Genomic DNA, 16,805 nt, shown 5'->3' with positions numbered 1-16,805 from the left:
CGTTATCCTCTCAGTTCCTGCTGTGCCAGCGGTTGAAGCGTCCCCTGATAGCGGGCAAGGTCGGGACGGTATGCTGCCCCCGGCGCATAAGACCAGCCGACGTCGGTAGCCACCTTCGTGGTGCCGGTATTGAAGGTGGCGACGTTCTGCATCTCGCCGGTTTTCTCTGAGACCAGCTTCAGCTCCCATCCCAGAGCTGCGCCAGAACCTGACACCTTCAGGCCACGGGCACGCACATCCGCCGCGCTCAGGGCAATCACGCCACAACGGCAGCGCCAGCCGTTCGGCGGATAGAACGCCTGCCAGAACGGGTCATCATAGCGCAGCACCAGACCATGCAGCGCCAGATGGCTCTTGCGGGTATGGCTGTCGTTGATGCCGGTATACATCCAGTACGGCCTGTCGTCGACGTTCTCCATCTGCTCAGCCCAGCGACCGGCGCTGTAGAGTACGGACATATTTGTGCGAAAGATGGTGTCGAGACGCCATGGGCTGCCCTGCTGGATGGTGACCGGCTCGCCCGTTACCGGGTCGGTGGTGTCACGTGACCCCCACCATCCCTTGCGCTGCAGCTCCGGCTCCAGCTCCTGCCGGAACCAGCGGCCTGTTTTTCCTTCATCGACAGCCTGCTGCAGTGCCCCGCGAATATCTTCCAGGATATCAAGGCGGGTCACTTTGGCGACGGTAAAGGCGCGGGCATGGGCATCCTGCCACATCTCCTCCCAGTCCCACGTGAAGCTATACCCTTTGGACTTCAGGTAACTGATAGCCCGTTTGGGGGGCAACGTCATGCAGTACGCCAGTTCAGCCGTTGTCACGCTCATGCAGACGCCCCCAGACAGTTGCAACAAACATAATCCGTGCCAGCCGTTCCTGCAGGTCTTCAGCGTTCATCTGCGGGTACAGCTCGGCCAGTTCGCCCAGCAGCTCAGACGGATTGACGCCATCTTCAACCCGCTTAAACAAAGGAGCCAGTACGGGTTCCAGCGTGCCATTTAACGCGCCTCCGTTCATCAGAATATCCAGCGCGTCGTCCAGGGCCTGCTGTGCCTGAATATCGGCATCAATAGCTTCGGCAAATGACAGCGGCAGCATGTTCTTCTGGCGTTCTGACGGTGGTGTCTCGTCAATATCACCGTCCTGCAGCTGGTACTCACGCTTGAAGTATTGCGGGGTGAAGACCACACCGGCGCGGCTGAGTTTCTCGTCGCGGGTTGCCTGGGTATCGTCGACCGTTCCCTGTTCCCACATCTTCCAGACGGGGCTGGCCACGTCGCCAAAGTTCATTGATACCGCCATCCTGATGGCCTGATTCACCGCGCTTTCCACGATATCAGCGTCAGCGTCACGGATATCATCAGTAACCTCCAGTCCGGCCTGCGCGGAGGCGCGGTTACTGTTGGCCTCGGTGGTCTGGTTCTGCCCCAGCAGGGCGATGGAGATTTCACTGCGGGCAAGCGTTATCAGGTTCTGATAAATATCGCTGCTGTCGGCCTTGCCTGCGGCCTCCTTAATTTCAATGGAGGAATCGTCGGGGATAGCGGCCACCGCGTCTTCCACCATTGCCTCCATGGAATCCAGCAGCAGGTCAATCTCACCCTGAGCGGTACCGCGCGGATGCTTGCCGATAACCCACGGTGAGCCATATTTCTCGGCAAAGCGCACCCAGAACTTCATGCCGCCTTTTTTGAAGGTCACGGGCCAGAAGCACATCGACAGGTCAGGGAAGCCATACGGGTTATCGTAGGTCGCGTCCTGACGCGGTACCACAAACTTGTTCAGCGGTACCGGCTCGCCTTCCAGCCCGGCGTCCTTGGCGCGAAAGCGCAGCAGGTTGTCGTTGTCGAACTGGAACCACTCAGGGGGTTTACCTACGATATCGGCAATGGCCCAGGATTTAACAGAGCGTCCCCACATGATCTCACAGGGCTGATACCCGTAGAGAACGGCGTCGGTCATCTCGCCGATGATGCGGGACAGATCCAGATCGTCGAGCATATCCCGGATGAAGCTGAATACCCGCGCCGGGGCATGACCACGTTCAAGACCGCGCTCCAGCGATTTGACCGCCGCCTTACGCCTGCGGATGCAGCCACCGACCAGCGGGTCGGTACGCAGCTCGCGATAGATGCGGATATCCCGGCCCTGAGATTTCAGAATGGGGTCAGGGTTAGGCAGGTACATCCCCAGCCCGAAGAAGTCGATGGAACGGCTGCGCGAGGCGATCTGCTCCGTCAGTGTTTTATTAGGTTCGGCAAATTTGACGAACTCACTGGGTGAAACCCAGAGTCCACGGGCCATCAGTAATCCTCCAGCATACGGGCCGCCTGACGACGACGGCGTGAGCTTGCCTTCACCGGCCCTTTGTTAATTTCACGACTGGCGAAGTACGCCAGCGCCAGTGCGATGGCTGAATCCCCGTGACGCTTGCCACTGTCAGACTTCGCTTTTGAGCGCTGTTCCGGCACGCGGGGAACGCCGTTTACCACCTGAACGGCCCGCAGGTCATCCAGCGTATCTTCATCCTTCGGTAAATCCACCAGGTTGCCATCTTCCAGCGCAGCCTTGACCGGCGGCATATGCTCGCGATACCAGTTTTCAGTTGGCATCACCTGCTTAACCCGGCTGGAGCCGTAGCGCTGCATGGCGTATTCGGCGAGGTAAGAGCCGTTACCACGGGCATCAAGCGCCGCGCCCATCAGGTTTGGCAGGCCATCCATCAGGTACCAGGCGATTTGCTCCTGCTGTTTGAACGGCACGTTGCGCAGCTCCAGCACGAACGGCACGCGGCGAACCAGGTTCTTCTCCTGCAGCAGGGGATAGTCCACCGACAGGTCACCGCTGCGGCCAAAGTCGCGACCCAGGAAAGAACGTGCGTCAGCGGGGAGCGCCTCCAGCAACGGTTTCAGATGTGTATCAAGCCACTCCTGCGTCTCGCTCCAGCGGACATCATCGGGCTTCAGCTCGTAACCCTCCGGGCAGGTCAGACGCAACACCGGCGTGCCAGCCGACATACGGGACTCAATCAGGGCGCGGGACAGCCAGGCTCCGCCACCGTTGGCCGGAACACAGTCAAGCTCCTCCGATGCACCGGCACCGTAGAATTTGTACACCGATGCCATCCACGCCTGCTCGGATGCTTCCGACCATTCTTTCCCGGTACGCAGGCAGACGCGGTGGAACAGCCCTTGGGACACAGCCTCCTGAAAAGTAATGCGATGTACGCTGCCCCCCTGACGCCCGGCCCGGATATCACCGATAAGCGTATTGAACGGGTTATCGTCACCGTCATGGGTGGAGATAACGCGCACTTTACCGCCCCAGATAAGCATCGCCAGCGCCGCCTTCAGCAGTTCGTCCAGTTGCTCATGGAACGCCGCTTCGTCGATAACGATGATGCCCTGACGGCCACGCAGGTTAGACGGACGGCTGGAGAGCGCGACAACGCGGAAGCCGGAGTCAGGGAATTTGATGGTGTAGGTCTTGATATGCTTGTCGTCTTCGTCCTCTTCCCAGAAACCCTCTTCGATTTCACTGGCGGCATAGTTGAATGCCCGCGCCCACATCGCACACGCCTGGATATATTCGACGGTCATGTCCTGGTTATAGGCGATGTAATACACGTTCATCCCACCCGCAGGGGCTGAAGAGGCTGCGGTCAGCACGTCATCGGACGCCTCAGCCCAGGTGATACCGGTTCGGCGGCTCTTCTCAATCACCTTGAGCGGAGACGTGTCAGCCACCCAGCGCTGCTGGTAGGGCATCAGAACGGCGGGGATATCCAGCGCCGAGGTGTCAGGCAAAACAGGAGCAAGCTGGCTCATGAGGCAATCCCCAGAATTTCACGACGCAGCGCCTGTACCGCATCGGTTGACAGTCCACCCTTACGGGCAATTTTCTCGGCGTTGCTGGCCGCCTGCTGCGCTCTGGCCCGGACTTCAGACTGGAACTTCTTGAGGTTGACGGAAGCGCGGGACAGCGTGGCCACGTTCTTTGCCACCTTCGACAACAGCGCCACGCGCTCTTTGGGGTCGACTTCGCCTTCTTCCGCTTCCTGCAGCTGGACGATGCTCTCGAACAGCTCGGTCTGAATCAGGGCGATCACCGCCTCCGAACGTGCATCCTGATCGTCAGCCGCACCTTCGGTCAGCATCCGGGCCGCTTCAGTGGCTGCACGGATAGCGCCATAGCGGCGCTCAATCTTCTGGCCATAGCGATGGATAGCCGATTTGCTGATGACATAACCCTGCTCACGCAGCAGGGACTCCAGCTCGTTATACCCGCTGAAGCCGGATTCAGTCAGCGCCCGCTCAAGCCAGCGACGCACGTCTTCCGGCAGCTTTTCTATCGTGCTGCGTCTGGCCATCATTCACTCCAGTACTTTTCCGGGCGGGCGATACCGGGGCCGCATTCCACGGTATATTCCACCAGGTCAACGCCGAGGCGGGTCAGGTCGGCAAACCAGTCGCCGGAGGGTTTTTTCTCCAGATCAACCATCTTGCGGTCGGACAGATAATCCAGCTCACGGCGCAGCTCCAGCGGAGTGGTGTCCGGGTAGATGGCGCGGGACACGTCCAGCAGCAGCGTCTCGCTGGCGGTGTACGGGCGGGTTTTGTTCAGAGCAACCAGCAGACTCCAGCGCAGGGATTCCCGGCGCACGCGGGCGATATCAACCATGGTGACCTCCTGTATGACGATACTGCTGTACCACTTCCAGTTTGTTGTAGAGTGCGTCCAGCTTGGCCTCGATGACCGTCTGCCCACGGATGTAATCCTCGCGGCGGACGTAGTTCAGCGGTAAATCCGCCTTAAACCGCATAAATTCTTTTTCCAGCTCGCCCCAGTTGGAAGCGGACTGTTGCAGCGACTGCTCAAGAGAGGCGAACCGCGCCGCCTGGCGCTCCTCCGCTTTACTGAACAGCCACTTGGCCATACCGCCGACAAAGCTCATGAAGGTGATGAGAAAGCCCACCACCGTCCAGAATTCAACCTGCAACGTCATTTCTGTAATCCTTCCCGTTCGTCCAGCAGCCCGTTTATCTGGCTGCGCCAGATGCGGCACTGCTTCGCGTTGTCGATGATGTTGGCGAGGACATCACGCTGGGAGACGCCTGAGTTGCGTAGCCAGGCGTCAGCGGCTTCAGGTTGCCCGGACGCTGCGCCAGTGCCGGTGCCAGCGGCGGCAGTTGCGTCTGAATGACCGGTGTCGACGGATGCGTTGTCATATCCGAGCGCGGCGTTGTACTGGCGCACGAAACCGCGAGTAAACACGCACTCAATGGGATGGCTCTTACCTTTTTCATCAATCCAGCGCTGTGTGACATCGTTAATTTGCCCCTGTAGTTGTTTGTTCTGGCTCTCCAGTTGAGCAATCTGCTCAAGGTAACTGGCTTCAGCCTGCTGCCCGGCGGCTACCTGTTCCTGATACCGTTTCGCCCAAGCCCGCAACGCAGCGTTCTCAAGCGTTGCCTGCTCCGTTTTGTACGTGTCGAATGCTGACTGCAACTCACTGACCGCCTTATCGCCGTCGCGCGTGGCGTTTTCATGCCCGCTTTTGTAGCCCAGGTAATAAAGCCCAATCAGAAAAGCATTTATGACCACCGCCAGCAGCAGACTGCGCCACGGCAGATTTTTTAGCAGGTTAGTCCACACAGCTGCCGCCTCCCCAGGTGAGATAACGCGGGGCCAGTTCGTGCAGGATGCGCTGCGGATAATGACGGTTCTCCCGCCAGTTGGCAGTGCTGCGTCCGGCATTCACCGTGGCGACATGACCAAACCAGCGGGTGCTGTCCAGCCCCTGCTGCGAGGCCAGCCGTTTGTCCCGCTGTACCCAGCCCAGACCACCGTTATAGCCTGACAGCGTCATGGCCATACGCTCGCAGTCATTGACGGCGCTGACGCGTTGCCACAGCCAGCGGTCATAGCTGACCAGCGCCCGGATGGCCCAAGACGGATTAAACGGTTCACGGCTGTTAAGCCCCGGCATCAGCTGACTTATCCAGTCAGCGGTGGTGGGCATAAACTGCGCCAGTCCCTGAGCGCCAACCGGCGAGACCGCATCAGGTCGCCAGCCGCTTTCCTGATGCAGCTGCGCGGCGAAGTCGGCCACCGGCGCAGACATTCCCCATTCAAGCCGGGCATTACGGATCACATCGTCGCGATACTGCAGCGCGGTCTGCGGTGGCTGGGCAGCGCGGGCCTGACTGAAGAAGCCGCCACACCAGAGCAGCCAGGCTACCGTTACTGAACCAAAGAGCTGCCACCAGAAACTGTGCTTACCCGTTCGGGCCTGCCCGTGGCGGGCCAGTTCGATGCCCAGCCCCAGCAGTACCAGCACGGCCCAGACAACCTGAGGCCAGTACATATAGAGGGTCATCATTAAAGCCCCATCGCTACGGCCAGACAGACTGCAGCAACAATCAGCGCACGGCGGATTAGCGCAGCAGAAAAGACCAGGTGAAGGCCAGTCTGGACAGGGAAGCGACCATCAGCCATCAGCCTGTCATCATGCTTCAGGTACTGACCGGGACGGGCTTTGGGGAAAAGCGAACGGTCAAGCCAGTAGCCCAATACTGCCGCCAGCGTGATGAGTGATAGCTTGTAGACAACCACCGGCAGCTGCTGGGGCGATACCAGACCGATGGTGCCGAGCAGCAGCACAGCGGTCAGCAGCCAGCCGCTGAGACGTGGCTTTTTAACAGGGGGAATGAATTTTTTCAGGTTTTTCATGAGCGTCTCCTTGTGTAGTGGAGACAGCATCACAAATGGTCGGGGAAAGGGATTTTAAACAGCGTTAATAGTGAGGATGCAGACGTGAACCGCATGATGGCTTTGAAAGAACGACCAGCCCGGTGCGGTAACACCAGGCTGGTCATCAACCCACAGGTATGCACTGTGAGCCGACCAGGGTTCAGTCAGTCTCGCGAGACCAGACTAGCCTGCCATATTTTCATTGATTGCAAAAGGCTTACGGATAATGAAAGAACAATCTTTACCCATCGTCCCATGGATTGGCGGTAAACGTCGTCTGGCGAAGCATATTTTACCATTGTTTCCGGCCCATACCTGCTATGTGGAGCCGTTCTGCGGGGCAGCTGCGCTCTATTTCCTAAAGACTCCCAGCAAGACCGAAGTCATTAACGATATCAACGGGGAACTGGTGAACCTCTATCGGGTGGTCAAGCATCATCTGGAAGAATTTATTCGCCAGTTCAAATGGGCGCTGGTCAGCCGTCAGATTTACAAATGGTTGCAGGATACGCCGGAAGAAACGCTCACCGACATTCAGCGGGCGGCCCGGTTCTACTACCTGCAGAAACAGGCATTTGGCGGCAAGGTCGCCGATCACACATTCGGTACCTCTACAACCAGTGCGCCGCGCTTCAATTTGCTGCGTATTGAGGAAGAACTGTCGATGGCACACCTGCGCCTGTCGAGAACGCTGATAGAGCATCTGGACTGGCACCAGTGCATAGAGCGATATGATCGCCCGCATACGCTGTTCTACTGTGACCCACCGTACTGGGGAACGGAAGGCTATGGTGTGGAGTTCGGGCTGGAAAACTATGATCACATGGCAGATTTAGCGCGAAGGATCAAAGGGAAGATGATTATATCAGTGAACGATATCCCGGAAATGCGGCAGGTATTCAACGGTCTGAACATGCAGTCGGTTGATATCAGCTACAACCTTAAGGTAACAGGCAAACCCAGCCCGAAGAAAGAGCTGGTAATTTGTAATTTTTGAAAGAGGTAGTTAAAGGTGGTGGTGCATCTGCAGCACCACCTAAACATTTAATCCTGCCTTGGACAAGTCCAATAATCATTATCTGGCTCTGGTGAATAAGCTTTCAAACAACCTGCTCGCGGGGTCTTACCATCATCTGTCATAGGAACTTTTTCCTTATCAAGTTTCACGGTCAGGTCTCCACCAGGAACATCCGTTTTATCGAAAAAAACAGCCTGACATGCTGATTTAGATATTTTCACTTCGTGGGCATTATTTGATATGAACAAATAACAATTATGACCAGAGGCTATGTAGTCACTTGGAATATTATTTTCGTCTTTAATATGAAACTGCACCGTTGTCACCGGGCGTTCGCTATCCTCGGATACTTCGACTTTTTCAAAACTGTCCGCGTACTTATCCAGGCCGGGGAGTTGTTGGCGAATAAACGGTAATTCGCGATTTACAACCGGATTATCTGTTTCAACGCTAAAAACCGCGTGCTCCTTAGCTGTGGTGGACGTATCAGCAGGATCGGTATTATCTCCACACCCAGATAAAACAAATATCAACGGTAAAAATAATTTGCGCATAGTCATGTCCTTATACCTCTAATGTTCTTAATAGGAACAGATTAACCCGTATTTTTTAATCTTTCGAACGCTGCGGACAGCTCCTTAAGCTGTTTTTCCATATCAATCATTCGCTGTTTTTCCTCAGCGCCTCGCAGCAACTCTTTTCGCACCTCTGGCTCCAGTTGGTTGAGCAGCTCCAATAACTTCAGATCAGACTGGTTGAAATGCTGCTCCTGATTAGCTGGCTGTGCTTTCTCTACCCCAACAGCTTCCCCTTTACCAGTAAGTAGCCAATCTATTGATATGTTCAAATGGGTGCTTAGCGCAACAAGAGCCTCTGCATTAGGTTCTCTCTCTCCACGCAGATAGTTTTGAAGTGAGCGATATGGAATTTTTGACAAGTCTGACAATGCCTTAATTGTCAGACCCTTAGCATCCATCGCTTCGCGCAATCTCTCTTTTATACTCATTTGAACATATCTCAATTTGACATACCCGTTTGGGTGCGTACAATAGACCCAATAGAGTACATCATAACCCAACAGGAACACGGTGCATATGAACAAACAACAAGTTCGGGCACGGCTGGTTGAAAGAGGCAGTAGCTTGCGCCAGTTCGCGCTTAACGCGGGCTATGAGCCACGAACAGTCACCCAGGCTGTCAGCCGCTGGGCAGGCAAAAGCGAACTTCCACGCGGTCGTTTGACTTATCGGATTTTGCGAGACCTTTCGGTCGCAATAGGCAAAGAAGTTACCCCCGGCATCCTCAAGGAGGCGTCATGAGTAAACCAAATACATCAAGCTCAGGTACCCGTATTTTGCGTGTCCTTAAGGCTTTACGCGGTCACGCTCTGAACGGTGTTTCTAACGGCGAGCTGGCGTCAGCTCTGGGCGAGTCCCCGGCGAATATCAATCGGGCGCTCAATACCCTTATCGAAGAAGGACTGGCCCTGAAACTGGATAACGGGCGTTTTGCCCCAGGAGTCCAGCTCTTACAAATCGCCATGGCGCACAGTACCGAAATGGCGCGGGCGCAGGATCGTATCAATGAAATTAACCAGCGTGTTATGGCTGGTAGTCGCTAAGGAGTTGAAATGGGACGCACAAAATCACAACCAGTTGAACTAGTGGAAGATGCACCGCTGACCGATGGTCTCAGTGTCAGTCTTAATGCTATGTCCGAACATCGCCTCGAAATCATGCAGCAGTTTGGTGATGGCCTGCCGTATGAACGTGATCGTATTGTCCATGAAACACGTTTTTATATGGCTCAGAGTGCTGAAGCCATGCTGGAGGCGGGTAAACGACTGGTAATTCTCAAAGAAAATGAACCACATGGTGACTTCATCGACATCGTTGAGTCTCAGTTGTCCCTATCCAAACGTACCGCGCAGGTGATGATGCAAGCATCCCTCAAATATTTGTCTCCCAAGCTTGAACCAAAAGCGCAAGCGCTTGCGCTTTTGGGTAAAACAAAGCTGTTTGAGTTGATGACGGAAGATGACGAAGACCTCGTCGAATTAGCCGATGGCGGCACGATTGCTGGTATGAGCCTCGATGATATTGATCGCATGACAAGCCGCGAACTGAAAGCGGCCCTACGCGAAGCGCGTGAAACCAACGCAGCACAACAGCGCGTGCTTGCCGACAAAAACGAAAAAATCGACTCGCTCTCCACAAAACTGGAGAAGAAATCCCGTATCCAACCGCCCAAGCCTGACGAAGAGGTGAAGAAGCTGCGTGCGGAAGTTACAGCGTTAGCGGTTGAGGCGGAATCTGCCATCGCCGTTCGACTGTCCAGCGCCTTTGAGACCCTGTGCGCATACTGTGCTGAAAATATGATTGATACCCCCAGAGACTTTATGGCCGGTCTGGTCTGCCAGTTGGAAAGCACCGCGCGTAGCCTGCGCTCCACATTTGACCTGCCGGACGAGCCGACAGGCAACGCCGCCCCTTCATGGCTGACTGACCCGACGCCAGAGATTAACGGGCAGGAGGCATAACCCATGAGTGCCGCCCTGACTGAACGACTGGTTTATGTTGCCCGCGCGGCACGTGACGCGGGGCATGGTAAGCGTGGTGCGATATATGATGCCGCCTGCGCCGAACTGGGCATTTCCCGCGCCACCCTGCTGCGCAAGCTGAAGGAGGTATCAGTGACTGACAAACGTAAAAAACGCGCCGATGCCGGGCGCAGTGCCCTGAGCCGCGACGAAGCCGCGCTGATATCTGCCACGCTGCGCGAGGCCACCCGTAAGAACGGTAAGCGCCTGTATTCCATCGCGGATGCGGTGGAGACCCTGCGGTCAAACGGCTTTATCACTGCTGGCAGAACGGACGAGGCCACAGGCGAGTTTTTCCCGCTGTCCGAGGACACCATCAGCCGCGCCCTGCGGAACTATGGTCTGCACCCGGAACAGCTTGACGCACCGGCCCCGTCGTCCGAGATGGCCAGCCTGCATCCCAATCACGTCTGGGAGATTGATGCCTCACTTTGTACGCTTTACTACCTGAGCAACGGCCATAAAGGGTTGCAGGTGATGGACAGCTCGAAGTTCTACAAGAACAAGCCTGCCAACATCGCCCGCATCGCCAGTGACCGCGTGTGGAGTTACGAGATTACCGACCATACCAGCGGCTGGATTTACGTTGAGTACGTGATGGGTGCGGAATCTGGTGAGAACCTCTGTTCTGTGCTTATCAACGCCATGCAGGAGCGCGGCGGCGCGGACGTGCTGCACGGCGTGCCGAAAATACTCTACCTTGATCCCGGTTCGGCGAACACCGCTGGCATGACGAAAAACATGTGCCGCTCGCTGGGCATCAATCTGATAGCGCACAAGCCGCATAACGCCCGCGCCACCGGGCAGGTGGAAAAGGCCCGTGACATTATCGAACGTAAACTGGAGCCGGGTCTCAAATTCCAGCCGGTTCATAGCCTGGACGAACTGAACGCGCTGGCGGTGAAATGGCGCAGCCACTTTAACGCCACGGCGGTCCACAGCCGCCACGGTAAAACCCGCACGGATATCTGGCTGAAGATTACTGCTGACCAGCTGAAAAAAGCGCCATCCGTTGAGGTTTGCCGCGAACTGGCGGTGGCCGCACCGGAACTCCGTAAGGTCACACCAAAACTGCGCGTCTCGTTCCGGGGCAATGAGTTTGACGTTTCGACGGTACCGGGCGTACTGGTCGGCGAAAAACTGATGATTACCCGTAACCCGTGGCGCAGCGATGTGGCGCAGGTGGTGCTGACCGGTGAGGACGGTCACGAGACGTTCTTCCTGGTCGAGGAGGTCAGAAAGAACGAGTTCGGCTTTGCCGAAAGCGCGGCGGTATTTGGCGAAAACTACAAAGCCCTGCCGGAGACCCCGGCGCAGACGGCGGCAAAAGAAATCGAAGAGCTGGTTACGGGCACCGATAACGCCACCGATGCAGCTGCTGCACGCAAGGCGAAGGCGCTGCCGTTCGGCGGGCGACTTGACCCGTACAAACATATCGACGACACCACGCTTCCTGCCTATATGCCGAAGCGCGGTCAGGCTTCAGACGTGCGCGGGCCGCGTATTGAGCAGCGTCCGCTGACCCATGTGGAGGCGGCGAAAGCCCTGCGCGAGAAGTTTGGCGCTAACGGCCATATCTGGACGCCGGAACATTACCGCCAGTTAACGGCGCAGTACCCGGATGGCGTACCTGAAGCCGCGCTGGATGAGGTGATGGTTACCCTGACCACTCCGGCCCGCAACAGCGTTATCAGCATCGTTAACGGTAACTGAGGAGGAAGGCATGCTGGTACTGAAGCAACAACTGAAAGAGGCCCGCATCCCGCAGGCGGTGGTGGCAAGAGCCGTCGCCGTTTCCGAGGCCACGCTGGCCCAGATTGTGAACCATAACGAGTGGCCACGCACCAGCCCCGAAGAGGTACGCCAGCGTCTGGCGTTGTATCTGGAAAGTAAGGGGATTGATACAGCGAAAAGTTTTGATGCTGCACAGGGCGCTGTCACGCCCCGTACAGCGGGTACTACCGATAAAACCAACCTCAGTGAGGAAGAGAACATGTTACTCAAAAAGCAGGTGTTATTTCCAGCAACCAAAAAAGCGTTTGGCCTTTTCCGTGATCCGTTCGCCGATGAAGCCATGCAGGGCGCGGACGATGTGTTCACCACGCCGGATATCCGCTACGTGCGTGAGGCGCTGTTCCAGACCGCCCGCCATGGTGGCTTTCTGGCGGTTATCGGCGAGTCCGGTGCGGGTAAATCCACGCTGCGCCGCGACCTGATTGAACGCGTCAACCGCGAGAACGCGCCGGTGATTGTAATTGAGCCATACATCATCGCCATGGAAGACAACGACGTGAAGGGCAAAACCCTGAAGGCGGCAGCTATCGCCGAGGCCATCATCAGCACCATCGCGCCGCTGGAGAGTATCAAACGCAGCCAGGACGCCCGCTTCCGCCAGTTGCACCGCGTCCTGAAGGACAGCAGTCAGGCGGGTTTCAGCCACGTTCTGGTGATTGAGGAGGCCCACAGCCTTCCCATTCCGACGCTGAAGCACCTTAAACGCTTCTTCGAACTGGAGTCCGGCTTCAAAAAACTGCTGTCCATCGTGCTGATTGGCCAGCCTGAACTGGCGGACAAACTGTCCGAACGCAACATGGAAGTCCGTGAGGTCGTCCAGCGCTGCGAGGTGGTTGAATTGCTGCCGCTGGACAACAGCCTCGAAGAGTTTCTGACGTTCAAACTGCAACGTGCCGGTAAGCAGCTGGCCGACATCATGGACGCCAGCGCAGTGGAAGCCATCCGCGCCCGTCTGAGCAATCTGGGTGGTAGCCGTAAAAGCATGGTCAGCCTGCTGTATCCGCTGGCCGTCAGTAACCTGGTGATAGCCGCCATGAATCTGGCTGCTGAAATCGGGGTTCCGCAGGTCAACGCCGACGTCGTCAAAGGAGTTTAATCATGAAATCCATCGCCGATATCAACCAGCAGATGAACAAGGTGCAGTCCGCCATTATGGCGCTCAACGCCATGAACACTACCGTGCAGAGCGTCATGATTGCTGGCAGTAAGCCGGTTATCCGTATCGCCCGCAACGGGCACTGTGCCCGCCTGCTGGAGCAGGGCAAAGCGAGTTATACCCATGTTGGCCATGACGGCTCAGGGCGCTTCCGTCAGGGCGTCTTTGAGTTGCATGGCTGCCGTATTACCTGGTCAGAGTCGTTACATTAACCATAAGGTGAACAGAGATGAGCGAAGTAAATAAAGAAAACTACATGAAAGACCGCAAGGGGCGTCTGGTGCCGGTTGACCAGGTGTCTGACTATGACCTTGCGATGGACTCTTTCGTTAAAGAACAGGTTGTCGCCGCGAAGGTTAAACGCGATGAACTCAGTGACTTCAAGCGTCGTGCCTTTGACGAGTGCTATGCCTGGCTTGACCTTGTGGCCGAGAAGTACGGCAGAACGCGTGGCGGTGCCAAAGGCAACGTGACCTTCAGCAGCTTCGACGGTGCTCAGCAGATCACCATCCGCGTGCAGGAAACCCTGACCTTCGGGCCAGAGCTGCAGATTGCCAAAGACCTGATAGACGAGTGCGTCACCGAGTGGTCGGAAGGCGCGAACGCCAACCTGCGGGCCATCATCAGCGATGCTTTTCAGGTGGACAAAGAGGGCCAGCTTAATACCGGACGTATTCTTTCCCTGCGCCGCGTCAAGATTCAGGACGAGCGCTGGAACCGGGCAATGGAGGCCATATCGGAATCACTGCAGGTGGCAATGTCCAAAACCTATATTAATTTCCGGGAGAAAGATAAACACGGGAAGCTAATTAATATTCCGTTAGATATCGCTGCCATTTAATTTTAATTCAATTTCTTTTTATTTCGGCGTCAGTGCCGTGGGCTTCTGCACGCCGAAAACAGCATTAAGGAATAAATCATGTCCATCAAATGTATCAACTGCCAGAAAGGTATCACCACCCTGAAGTTCAGCGACGCCAGCGTCATTTCCTCCGGTAAGTACCGCGTACCAGCCGTCCTCATCACGCTGGTATGCCCACACTGTAGCCAGCATTACTACACCGAAGTCCCGGCCATGGAATTCATCCCTTGTGAGGCAAAGAAATGATTACTGCAAAAGAAGCCGAAAAACGGACCCGTGAAATTGTCGCGGAATATATCAGTGAATGTGGTTGTGAAAATCCCAACCATATCGGCAGGTATTAATCAAATTAATCAGCATGGCTTCACACGCCATCGTAGCAACAAATGGCCTAGATCAGGCTATTTACGTTCTTCACGCCACCAGTGACCACCTGAGAAAAATGCCGCCGCTGTACGAGCTGGAAATTACTGAGGACGGCCACGTGAAAGTTATCGGCGTATCACGCCATTGATTTGGGGAAGATAAGATGAAAGGCATGAAATTATATAACCGTTCGACGATCTACAATCTGGCCCTCAAAACCTTCGGCCCAGAAGCTCAGGCTCTGAAGCTGATGGAAGAAGCTGCCGAACTGGCCGCTGCTGCTGCCCGCAACATGAACGGACTGGGCAATGAAGTTGATCTGGCAGGCGAACTGGCTGACGTTGAAATCATGATTGAACAGTTCCGCCTAAACGGGATGGGCCTGATGATTGATTTTCATAAGCAGAAAAAGCTGGAACGCCTTGCCGAACGCCTGGGGGTGACTTATGCCGCAGAATAATGAAAAGCTGCTGGAGAAGTTAAAAAAGCTACTTGCGCTGGCTAAATCCGATAACCCCCATGAAGCGGCACTGGCACTGCAACGCGCCCAGAAACTGATGCAGGCCTATAACATCACCCAGGCTGACCTCGCACTCAGTGATATTGATGAAAGCGTCAGTAACTACTGGGCTGCAGGTAGCGTTAATCCGCCGCGTTATATGCTGGGTCTGCTGGATATTATCCAGGTGGCATTTGGCGTTAAGTCTATTATTCACTCCGGCTTTAAACCCGGCGTTGGCTTTTACGGTAATAAAGACCGGGTTGAACTGGCCTCATATACATGGGAGGTACTGGCCAGACAGTTAATCATGGCCCGTAAAAACTATATTCGACAGCAGAATAAAAGAATCAAAAACACGACCAAGACCAGCCGTGGTGACAAATTTGCCGAAGGGTGGGTTCTGGCCGTGCGTAGCGAGGTTCATTTATTTGCTATGTCCCGCGAAGAACGGGAGCTGGCAAACCTCTGGCTTGAACAAAAATACCCTGATTCAGGAACAACCTCTGGCCGCAAAGCCGGTAAATCCCGTGACGCGGACATGTCCCGCCACATCGGTTACAGAGAGGGAGAAAACGTCCGTCTACATCAGCCTGTCAGCGGGCAGGAACAGCGGAAGCTGGGGAGTGGCTTATGATGGCTGAATCAATTGTATGTGCCTTGTTCTGGTATGGTCTCGTGGGGTGGTGTACTGCTGAACTGCACCGCCGTTCAGGGTTTTACTCACGTTACAGCGGTACCGGACACTGGATCAGTTGGGCCGTTATGTTCCTGTGCTGGCCTGTCGCGCTTCCTTTATATGTCGACTATATCGGTGGCGCAGGTAAAAGGAGTGGCAATGATGACTAAGCAGCGTCTTATTCAACTCATTCATATTGCCCGCAGCGACCTCCAGATGGATGAGGACACCTACCGCCAGATGCTACAGGGGCTGACCGGCAAAGCCTCAACCAAAGGGATGGATACCCCACAACTAAACCGCGTGCTGGAATCAATGAAAAAGAAAGGCTTTCGCATTAAGCCTGCCGGGAAAGCCAAGTCCGGCTTACCGCTCGACAGCCATCCGCAGTCAAAGAAAATCCGTGCGCTATGGCTTGAAATGGCTGCCGCAGGCATCGTCCGTGACAGTTCAGAGCAGGCGCTGGCGCTGTGGGTTAAACGGGAAACCGGCATCAGCGCGTTACGCTGGCTCAGCAATGAGCAGGCAAGTAGCGTGATTGAGAAACTGAAGAAGTGGCAGCGCAGAGCTGCGGGAGTGAAGCAATGAGCGACCTGAATCAGTTTCGTAGTAAAGGGCCGGAACTGTTGGTGGAACTGGCACAGCATACCTCTGAGACTGTCCGCGAGATTATTGATATCGAACCCGCAGTTGCCGACCAGATTGGTCAGGCCGTCGCGAACCGCATGATGCAGGTCTGGGGTGGGCAAAACGTCTATTTTCCGATGGGCATGGTCTGGAAGGTCAGCCAGCGCGACCGGGAAATTTTCCTGGAGTTTGACGGGCGCAACCATCACGAACTGGCCCGCAAATTTGGTGTTTCACTACAGTGGGTTTACAGCGTGGTGAAGCGGGTCAGAAAAGAAGAACTGGATCGGATGCAGGGCAAACTGTTTGATGGCGAACCTGATGCCGATACAGGGAAAAAGGAGTAATATCTGCAATCAGGCTGGTGCGAGTTCTGTTTTTTTCGGGCCGGTCTGATTTTCACATACTGTAAGGTTATTGCATATTCCATCCAGTCTCTTCCCATGTTGACCCAG

At 55.6% G+C, this 16,805-nt stretch carries 25 protein-coding genes; 14 read left to right on the top strand and 11 right to left on the bottom strand.

From position 1 onward, the window contains the following. Positions 1–2 precede the first annotated feature (2 nt). Genes B8P98_RS07650 through B8P98_RS07610 form a run of 9 tightly spaced genes read right to left on the bottom strand, consistent with a single transcriptional unit; the run spans position 3 to position 6,729 of the window. Entirely contained in the window at positions 3–824 is an 822-nt protein-coding gene (locus B8P98_RS07650; protein WP_006687285.1) for a phage head morphogenesis protein, read from the bottom strand. Further along, a complete protein-coding gene (locus B8P98_RS07645; RefSeq protein WP_006687283.1) occupies positions 805–2,301 on the bottom strand; it encodes a DUF935 domain-containing protein in 1,497 nt (498 codons plus the stop codon). The genes B8P98_RS07650 and B8P98_RS07645 overlap by 20 nt, the downstream gene beginning before the upstream one ends. Further along, the gene (locus B8P98_RS07640; protein ID WP_000080258.1) at positions 2,301–3,824 is read right to left on the bottom strand and encodes a hypothetical protein; all 1,524 of its coding nucleotides are present in this window, start codon (positions 3,822–3,824) and stop codon (positions 2,301–2,303) included. Before B8P98_RS07640 ends, B8P98_RS07645 begins: the two co-directional genes overlap by 1 nt. Next, a complete protein-coding gene (locus B8P98_RS07635) occupies positions 3,821–4,366 on the bottom strand; it encodes a DUF3486 family protein (RefSeq protein WP_000124057.1) in 546 nt (181 codons plus the stop codon). Before B8P98_RS07635 ends, B8P98_RS07640 begins: the two co-directional genes overlap by 4 nt. Beyond that, positions 4,366–4,677 carry a hypothetical protein gene (locus B8P98_RS07630; RefSeq protein WP_000227551.1) on the bottom strand — a complete coding sequence of 104 codons (312 nt, stop codon included), beginning with the start codon at positions 4,675–4,677 and terminating at the stop codon, positions 4,366–4,368. The genes B8P98_RS07635 and B8P98_RS07630 overlap by 1 nt, the downstream gene beginning before the upstream one ends. Beyond that, positions 4,670–5,002 carry a hypothetical protein gene (locus B8P98_RS07625; RefSeq protein ID WP_000175096.1) on the bottom strand — a complete coding sequence of 111 codons (333 nt, stop codon included), beginning with the start codon at positions 5,000–5,002 and terminating at the stop codon, positions 4,670–4,672. The genes B8P98_RS07630 and B8P98_RS07625 overlap by 8 nt, the downstream gene beginning before the upstream one ends. Next, a complete protein-coding gene (locus tag B8P98_RS07620) occupies positions 4,999–5,652 on the bottom strand; it encodes a lipoprotein (protein WP_006687276.1) in 654 nt (217 codons plus the stop codon). Before B8P98_RS07620 ends, B8P98_RS07625 begins: the two co-directional genes overlap by 4 nt. Beyond that, the gene (locus B8P98_RS07615) at positions 5,642–6,379 is read right to left on the bottom strand and encodes a transglycosylase SLT domain-containing protein (protein ID WP_006687274.1); all 738 of its coding nucleotides are present in this window, start codon (positions 6,377–6,379) and stop codon (positions 5,642–5,644) included. Before B8P98_RS07615 ends, B8P98_RS07620 begins: the two co-directional genes overlap by 11 nt. After that, positions 6,379–6,729, bottom strand: a complete 351-nt coding sequence (locus tag B8P98_RS07610; RefSeq protein WP_000793140.1) for a putative holin — start codon at positions 6,727–6,729, stop codon at positions 6,379–6,381. The genes B8P98_RS07615 and B8P98_RS07610 overlap by 1 nt, the downstream gene beginning before the upstream one ends. A gap of 247 nt (positions 6,730–6,976) precedes the next feature. On the opposite strand from B8P98_RS07610, the gene B8P98_RS07605 reads away from it, so the two are divergent. Beyond that, positions 6,977–7,747 (top strand): DNA adenine methylase, encoded by a 771-nt coding sequence (locus B8P98_RS07605; protein WP_000664222.1) that lies wholly within the window; start codon positions 6,977–6,979, stop codon positions 7,745–7,747. A gap of 47 nt (positions 7,748–7,794) precedes the next feature. Here B8P98_RS07605 and B8P98_RS07600 read toward each other — a convergent pair whose 3' ends face one another. Together B8P98_RS07600 and B8P98_RS07595 are read right to left on the bottom strand one after the other, a co-directional pair. Beyond that, positions 7,795–8,322: a hypothetical protein gene (locus B8P98_RS07600; RefSeq protein WP_001228474.1), complete on the bottom strand. Its 528-nt coding sequence runs from the start codon at positions 8,320–8,322 to the stop codon at positions 7,795–7,797. Between the two features lie 41 nt (positions 8,323–8,363). After that, entirely contained in the window at positions 8,364–8,774 is a 411-nt protein-coding gene (locus tag B8P98_RS07595; protein ID WP_021544473.1) for a helix-turn-helix domain-containing protein, read from the bottom strand. A gap of 88 nt (positions 8,775–8,862) precedes the next feature. On the opposite strand from B8P98_RS07595, the gene B8P98_RS07590 reads away from it, so the two are divergent. The 13 genes from B8P98_RS07590 to B8P98_RS07525 all read left to right on the top strand — a co-directional run bounded on the left by B8P98_RS07590 (position 8,863) and on the right by B8P98_RS07525 (position 16,697). Beyond that, positions 8,863–9,087, top strand: a complete 225-nt coding sequence (locus B8P98_RS07590) for a hypothetical protein (protein ID WP_001041677.1) — start codon at positions 8,863–8,865, stop codon at positions 9,085–9,087. After that, positions 9,084–9,389: a helix-turn-helix domain-containing protein gene (locus B8P98_RS07585; protein ID WP_000042842.1), complete on the top strand. Its 306-nt coding sequence runs from the start codon at positions 9,084–9,086 to the stop codon at positions 9,387–9,389. The genes B8P98_RS07590 and B8P98_RS07585 overlap by 4 nt, the downstream gene beginning before the upstream one ends. Before the next feature lie 9 nt (positions 9,390–9,398). Beyond that, positions 9,399–10,307 carry a DUF3102 domain-containing protein gene (locus B8P98_RS07580; protein ID WP_006687266.1) on the top strand — a complete coding sequence of 303 codons (909 nt, stop codon included), beginning with the start codon at positions 9,399–9,401 and terminating at the stop codon, positions 10,305–10,307. Between the two features lie 3 nt (positions 10,308–10,310). Further along, positions 10,311–12,080, top strand: coding sequence for a DDE-type integrase/transposase/recombinase (locus tag B8P98_RS07575; protein WP_011410680.1), 1,770 nt, complete (start codon positions 10,311–10,313; stop codon positions 12,078–12,080). 10 nt (positions 12,081–12,090) lie between these two features. After that, entirely contained in the window at positions 12,091–13,257 is a 1,167-nt protein-coding gene (locus tag B8P98_RS07570) for an ExeA family protein (protein ID WP_032195642.1), read from the top strand. A gap of 2 nt (positions 13,258–13,259) precedes the next feature. Then, positions 13,260–13,529 carry a hypothetical protein gene (locus B8P98_RS07565; RefSeq protein ID WP_000835317.1) on the top strand — a complete coding sequence of 90 codons (270 nt, stop codon included), beginning with the start codon at positions 13,260–13,262 and terminating at the stop codon, positions 13,527–13,529. A 17-nt stretch (positions 13,530–13,546) separates the two neighbouring features. Next, positions 13,547–14,158, top strand: coding sequence for a DUF3164 family protein (locus B8P98_RS07560; protein ID WP_000005725.1), 612 nt, complete (start codon positions 13,547–13,549; stop codon positions 14,156–14,158). A gap of 78 nt (positions 14,159–14,236) precedes the next feature. Further along, positions 14,237–14,425: a hypothetical protein gene (locus tag B8P98_RS07555; protein WP_001569384.1), complete on the top strand. Its 189-nt coding sequence runs from the start codon at positions 14,237–14,239 to the stop codon at positions 14,423–14,425. Positions 14,426–14,708: 283 nt separating this feature from the next. Beyond that, positions 14,709–15,005 (top strand): nucleoside triphosphate pyrophosphohydrolase family protein, encoded by a 297-nt coding sequence (locus tag B8P98_RS07545; protein ID WP_001569383.1) that lies wholly within the window; start codon positions 14,709–14,711, stop codon positions 15,003–15,005. Continuing rightward, positions 14,992–15,681 carry a DUF2786 domain-containing protein gene (locus B8P98_RS07540; protein WP_001135926.1) on the top strand — a complete coding sequence of 230 codons (690 nt, stop codon included), beginning with the start codon at positions 14,992–14,994 and terminating at the stop codon, positions 15,679–15,681. The genes B8P98_RS07545 and B8P98_RS07540 overlap by 14 nt, the downstream gene beginning before the upstream one ends. Continuing rightward, entirely contained in the window at positions 15,678–15,893 is a 216-nt protein-coding gene (locus tag B8P98_RS31570; protein WP_000967768.1) for a hypothetical protein, read from the top strand. Before B8P98_RS07540 ends, B8P98_RS31570 begins: the two co-directional genes overlap by 4 nt. Next, on the top strand, positions 15,883–16,311 hold the full coding sequence (locus B8P98_RS07530; protein WP_000988476.1) for a gp16 family protein: 429 nt from the start codon (positions 15,883–15,885) through the stop codon (positions 16,309–16,311). The genes B8P98_RS31570 and B8P98_RS07530 overlap by 11 nt, the downstream gene beginning before the upstream one ends. After that, the gene (locus B8P98_RS07525; RefSeq protein ID WP_001281697.1) at positions 16,308–16,697 is read left to right on the top strand and encodes a Mor transcription activator family protein; all 390 of its coding nucleotides are present in this window, start codon (positions 16,308–16,310) and stop codon (positions 16,695–16,697) included. The genes B8P98_RS07530 and B8P98_RS07525 overlap by 4 nt, the downstream gene beginning before the upstream one ends. Positions 16,698–16,805: the final 108 nt, after the last annotated feature.

This window comes from Klebsiella quasivariicola, assembly GCF_002269255.1.
Lineage (GTDB): Bacteria > Pseudomonadota > Gammaproteobacteria > Enterobacterales > Enterobacteriaceae > Klebsiella > Klebsiella quasivariicola.
Note: the sequence above shows the minus strand (reverse complement) of the source record. Positions and strands in the feature narration are given on the sequence as shown.

What these genes read in the sequence shown, in the direction of transcription:
- B8P98_RS07600 (WP_001228474.1), bottom strand. Translation starts at nt 8,322, where the DNA reads ATGCGCAAATTATTTTTACCGTTGATATTTGTTTTATCTGGGTGTGGA.
- B8P98_RS07580 (WP_006687266.1), top strand. Translation starts at nt 9,399, where the DNA reads ATGGGACGCACAAAATCACAACCAGTTGAACTAGTGGAAGATGCACCG.
- B8P98_RS07640 (WP_000080258.1), bottom strand. Translation starts at nt 3,824, where the DNA reads ATGAGCCAGCTTGCTCCTGTTTTGCCTGACACCTCGGCGCTGGATATC.
- B8P98_RS07610 (WP_000793140.1), bottom strand. Translation starts at nt 6,729, where the DNA reads ATGAAAAACCTGAAAAAATTCATTCCCCCTGTTAAAAAGCCACGTCTC.
- B8P98_RS07630 (WP_000227551.1), bottom strand. Translation starts at nt 4,677, where the DNA reads ATGGTTGATATCGCCCGCGTGCGCCGGGAATCCCTGCGCTGGAGTCTG.
- B8P98_RS07615 (WP_006687274.1), bottom strand. Translation starts at nt 6,379, where the DNA reads ATGATGACCCTCTATATGTACTGGCCTCAGGTTGTCTGGGCCGTGCTG.
- B8P98_RS07525 (WP_001281697.1), top strand. Translation starts at nt 16,308, where the DNA reads ATGAGCGACCTGAATCAGTTTCGTAGTAAAGGGCCGGAACTGTTGGTG.
- B8P98_RS07565 (WP_000835317.1), top strand. Translation starts at nt 13,260, where the DNA reads ATGAAATCCATCGCCGATATCAACCAGCAGATGAACAAGGTGCAGTCC.
- B8P98_RS07545 (WP_001569383.1), top strand. Translation starts at nt 14,709, where the DNA reads ATGAAAGGCATGAAATTATATAACCGTTCGACGATCTACAATCTGGCC.
- B8P98_RS07605 (WP_000664222.1), top strand. Translation starts at nt 6,977, where the DNA reads ATGAAAGAACAATCTTTACCCATCGTCCCATGGATTGGCGGTAAACGT.
- B8P98_RS07650 (WP_006687285.1), bottom strand. Translation starts at nt 824, where the DNA reads ATGAGCGTGACAACGGCTGAACTGGCGTACTGCATGACGTTGCCCCCC.
- B8P98_RS07540 (WP_001135926.1), top strand. Translation starts at nt 14,992, where the DNA reads ATGCCGCAGAATAATGAAAAGCTGCTGGAGAAGTTAAAAAAGCTACTT.
- B8P98_RS07635 (WP_000124057.1), bottom strand. Translation starts at nt 4,366, where the DNA reads ATGGCCAGACGCAGCACGATAGAAAAGCTGCCGGAAGACGTGCGTCGC.
- B8P98_RS07555 (WP_001569384.1), top strand. Translation starts at nt 14,237, where the DNA reads ATGTCCATCAAATGTATCAACTGCCAGAAAGGTATCACCACCCTGAAG.
- B8P98_RS31570 (WP_000967768.1), top strand. Translation starts at nt 15,678, where the DNA reads ATGATGGCTGAATCAATTGTATGTGCCTTGTTCTGGTATGGTCTCGTG.
- B8P98_RS07575 (WP_011410680.1), top strand. Translation starts at nt 10,311, where the DNA reads ATGAGTGCCGCCCTGACTGAACGACTGGTTTATGTTGCCCGCGCGGCA.
- B8P98_RS07595 (WP_021544473.1), bottom strand. Translation starts at nt 8,774, where the DNA reads ATGAGTATAAAAGAGAGATTGCGCGAAGCGATGGATGCTAAGGGTCTG.
- B8P98_RS07530 (WP_000988476.1), top strand. Translation starts at nt 15,883, where the DNA reads ATGATGACTAAGCAGCGTCTTATTCAACTCATTCATATTGCCCGCAGC.
- B8P98_RS07585 (WP_000042842.1), top strand. Translation starts at nt 9,084, where the DNA reads ATGAGTAAACCAAATACATCAAGCTCAGGTACCCGTATTTTGCGTGTC.
- B8P98_RS07570 (WP_032195642.1), top strand. Translation starts at nt 12,091, where the DNA reads ATGCTGGTACTGAAGCAACAACTGAAAGAGGCCCGCATCCCGCAGGCG.
- B8P98_RS07560 (WP_000005725.1), top strand. Translation starts at nt 13,547, where the DNA reads ATGAGCGAAGTAAATAAAGAAAACTACATGAAAGACCGCAAGGGGCGT.
- B8P98_RS07625 (WP_000175096.1), bottom strand. Translation starts at nt 5,002, where the DNA reads ATGACGTTGCAGGTTGAATTCTGGACGGTGGTGGGCTTTCTCATCACC.
- B8P98_RS07590 (WP_001041677.1), top strand. Translation starts at nt 8,863, where the DNA reads ATGAACAAACAACAAGTTCGGGCACGGCTGGTTGAAAGAGGCAGTAGC.
- B8P98_RS07645 (WP_006687283.1), bottom strand. Translation starts at nt 2,301, where the DNA reads ATGGCCCGTGGACTCTGGGTTTCACCCAGTGAGTTCGTCAAATTTGCC.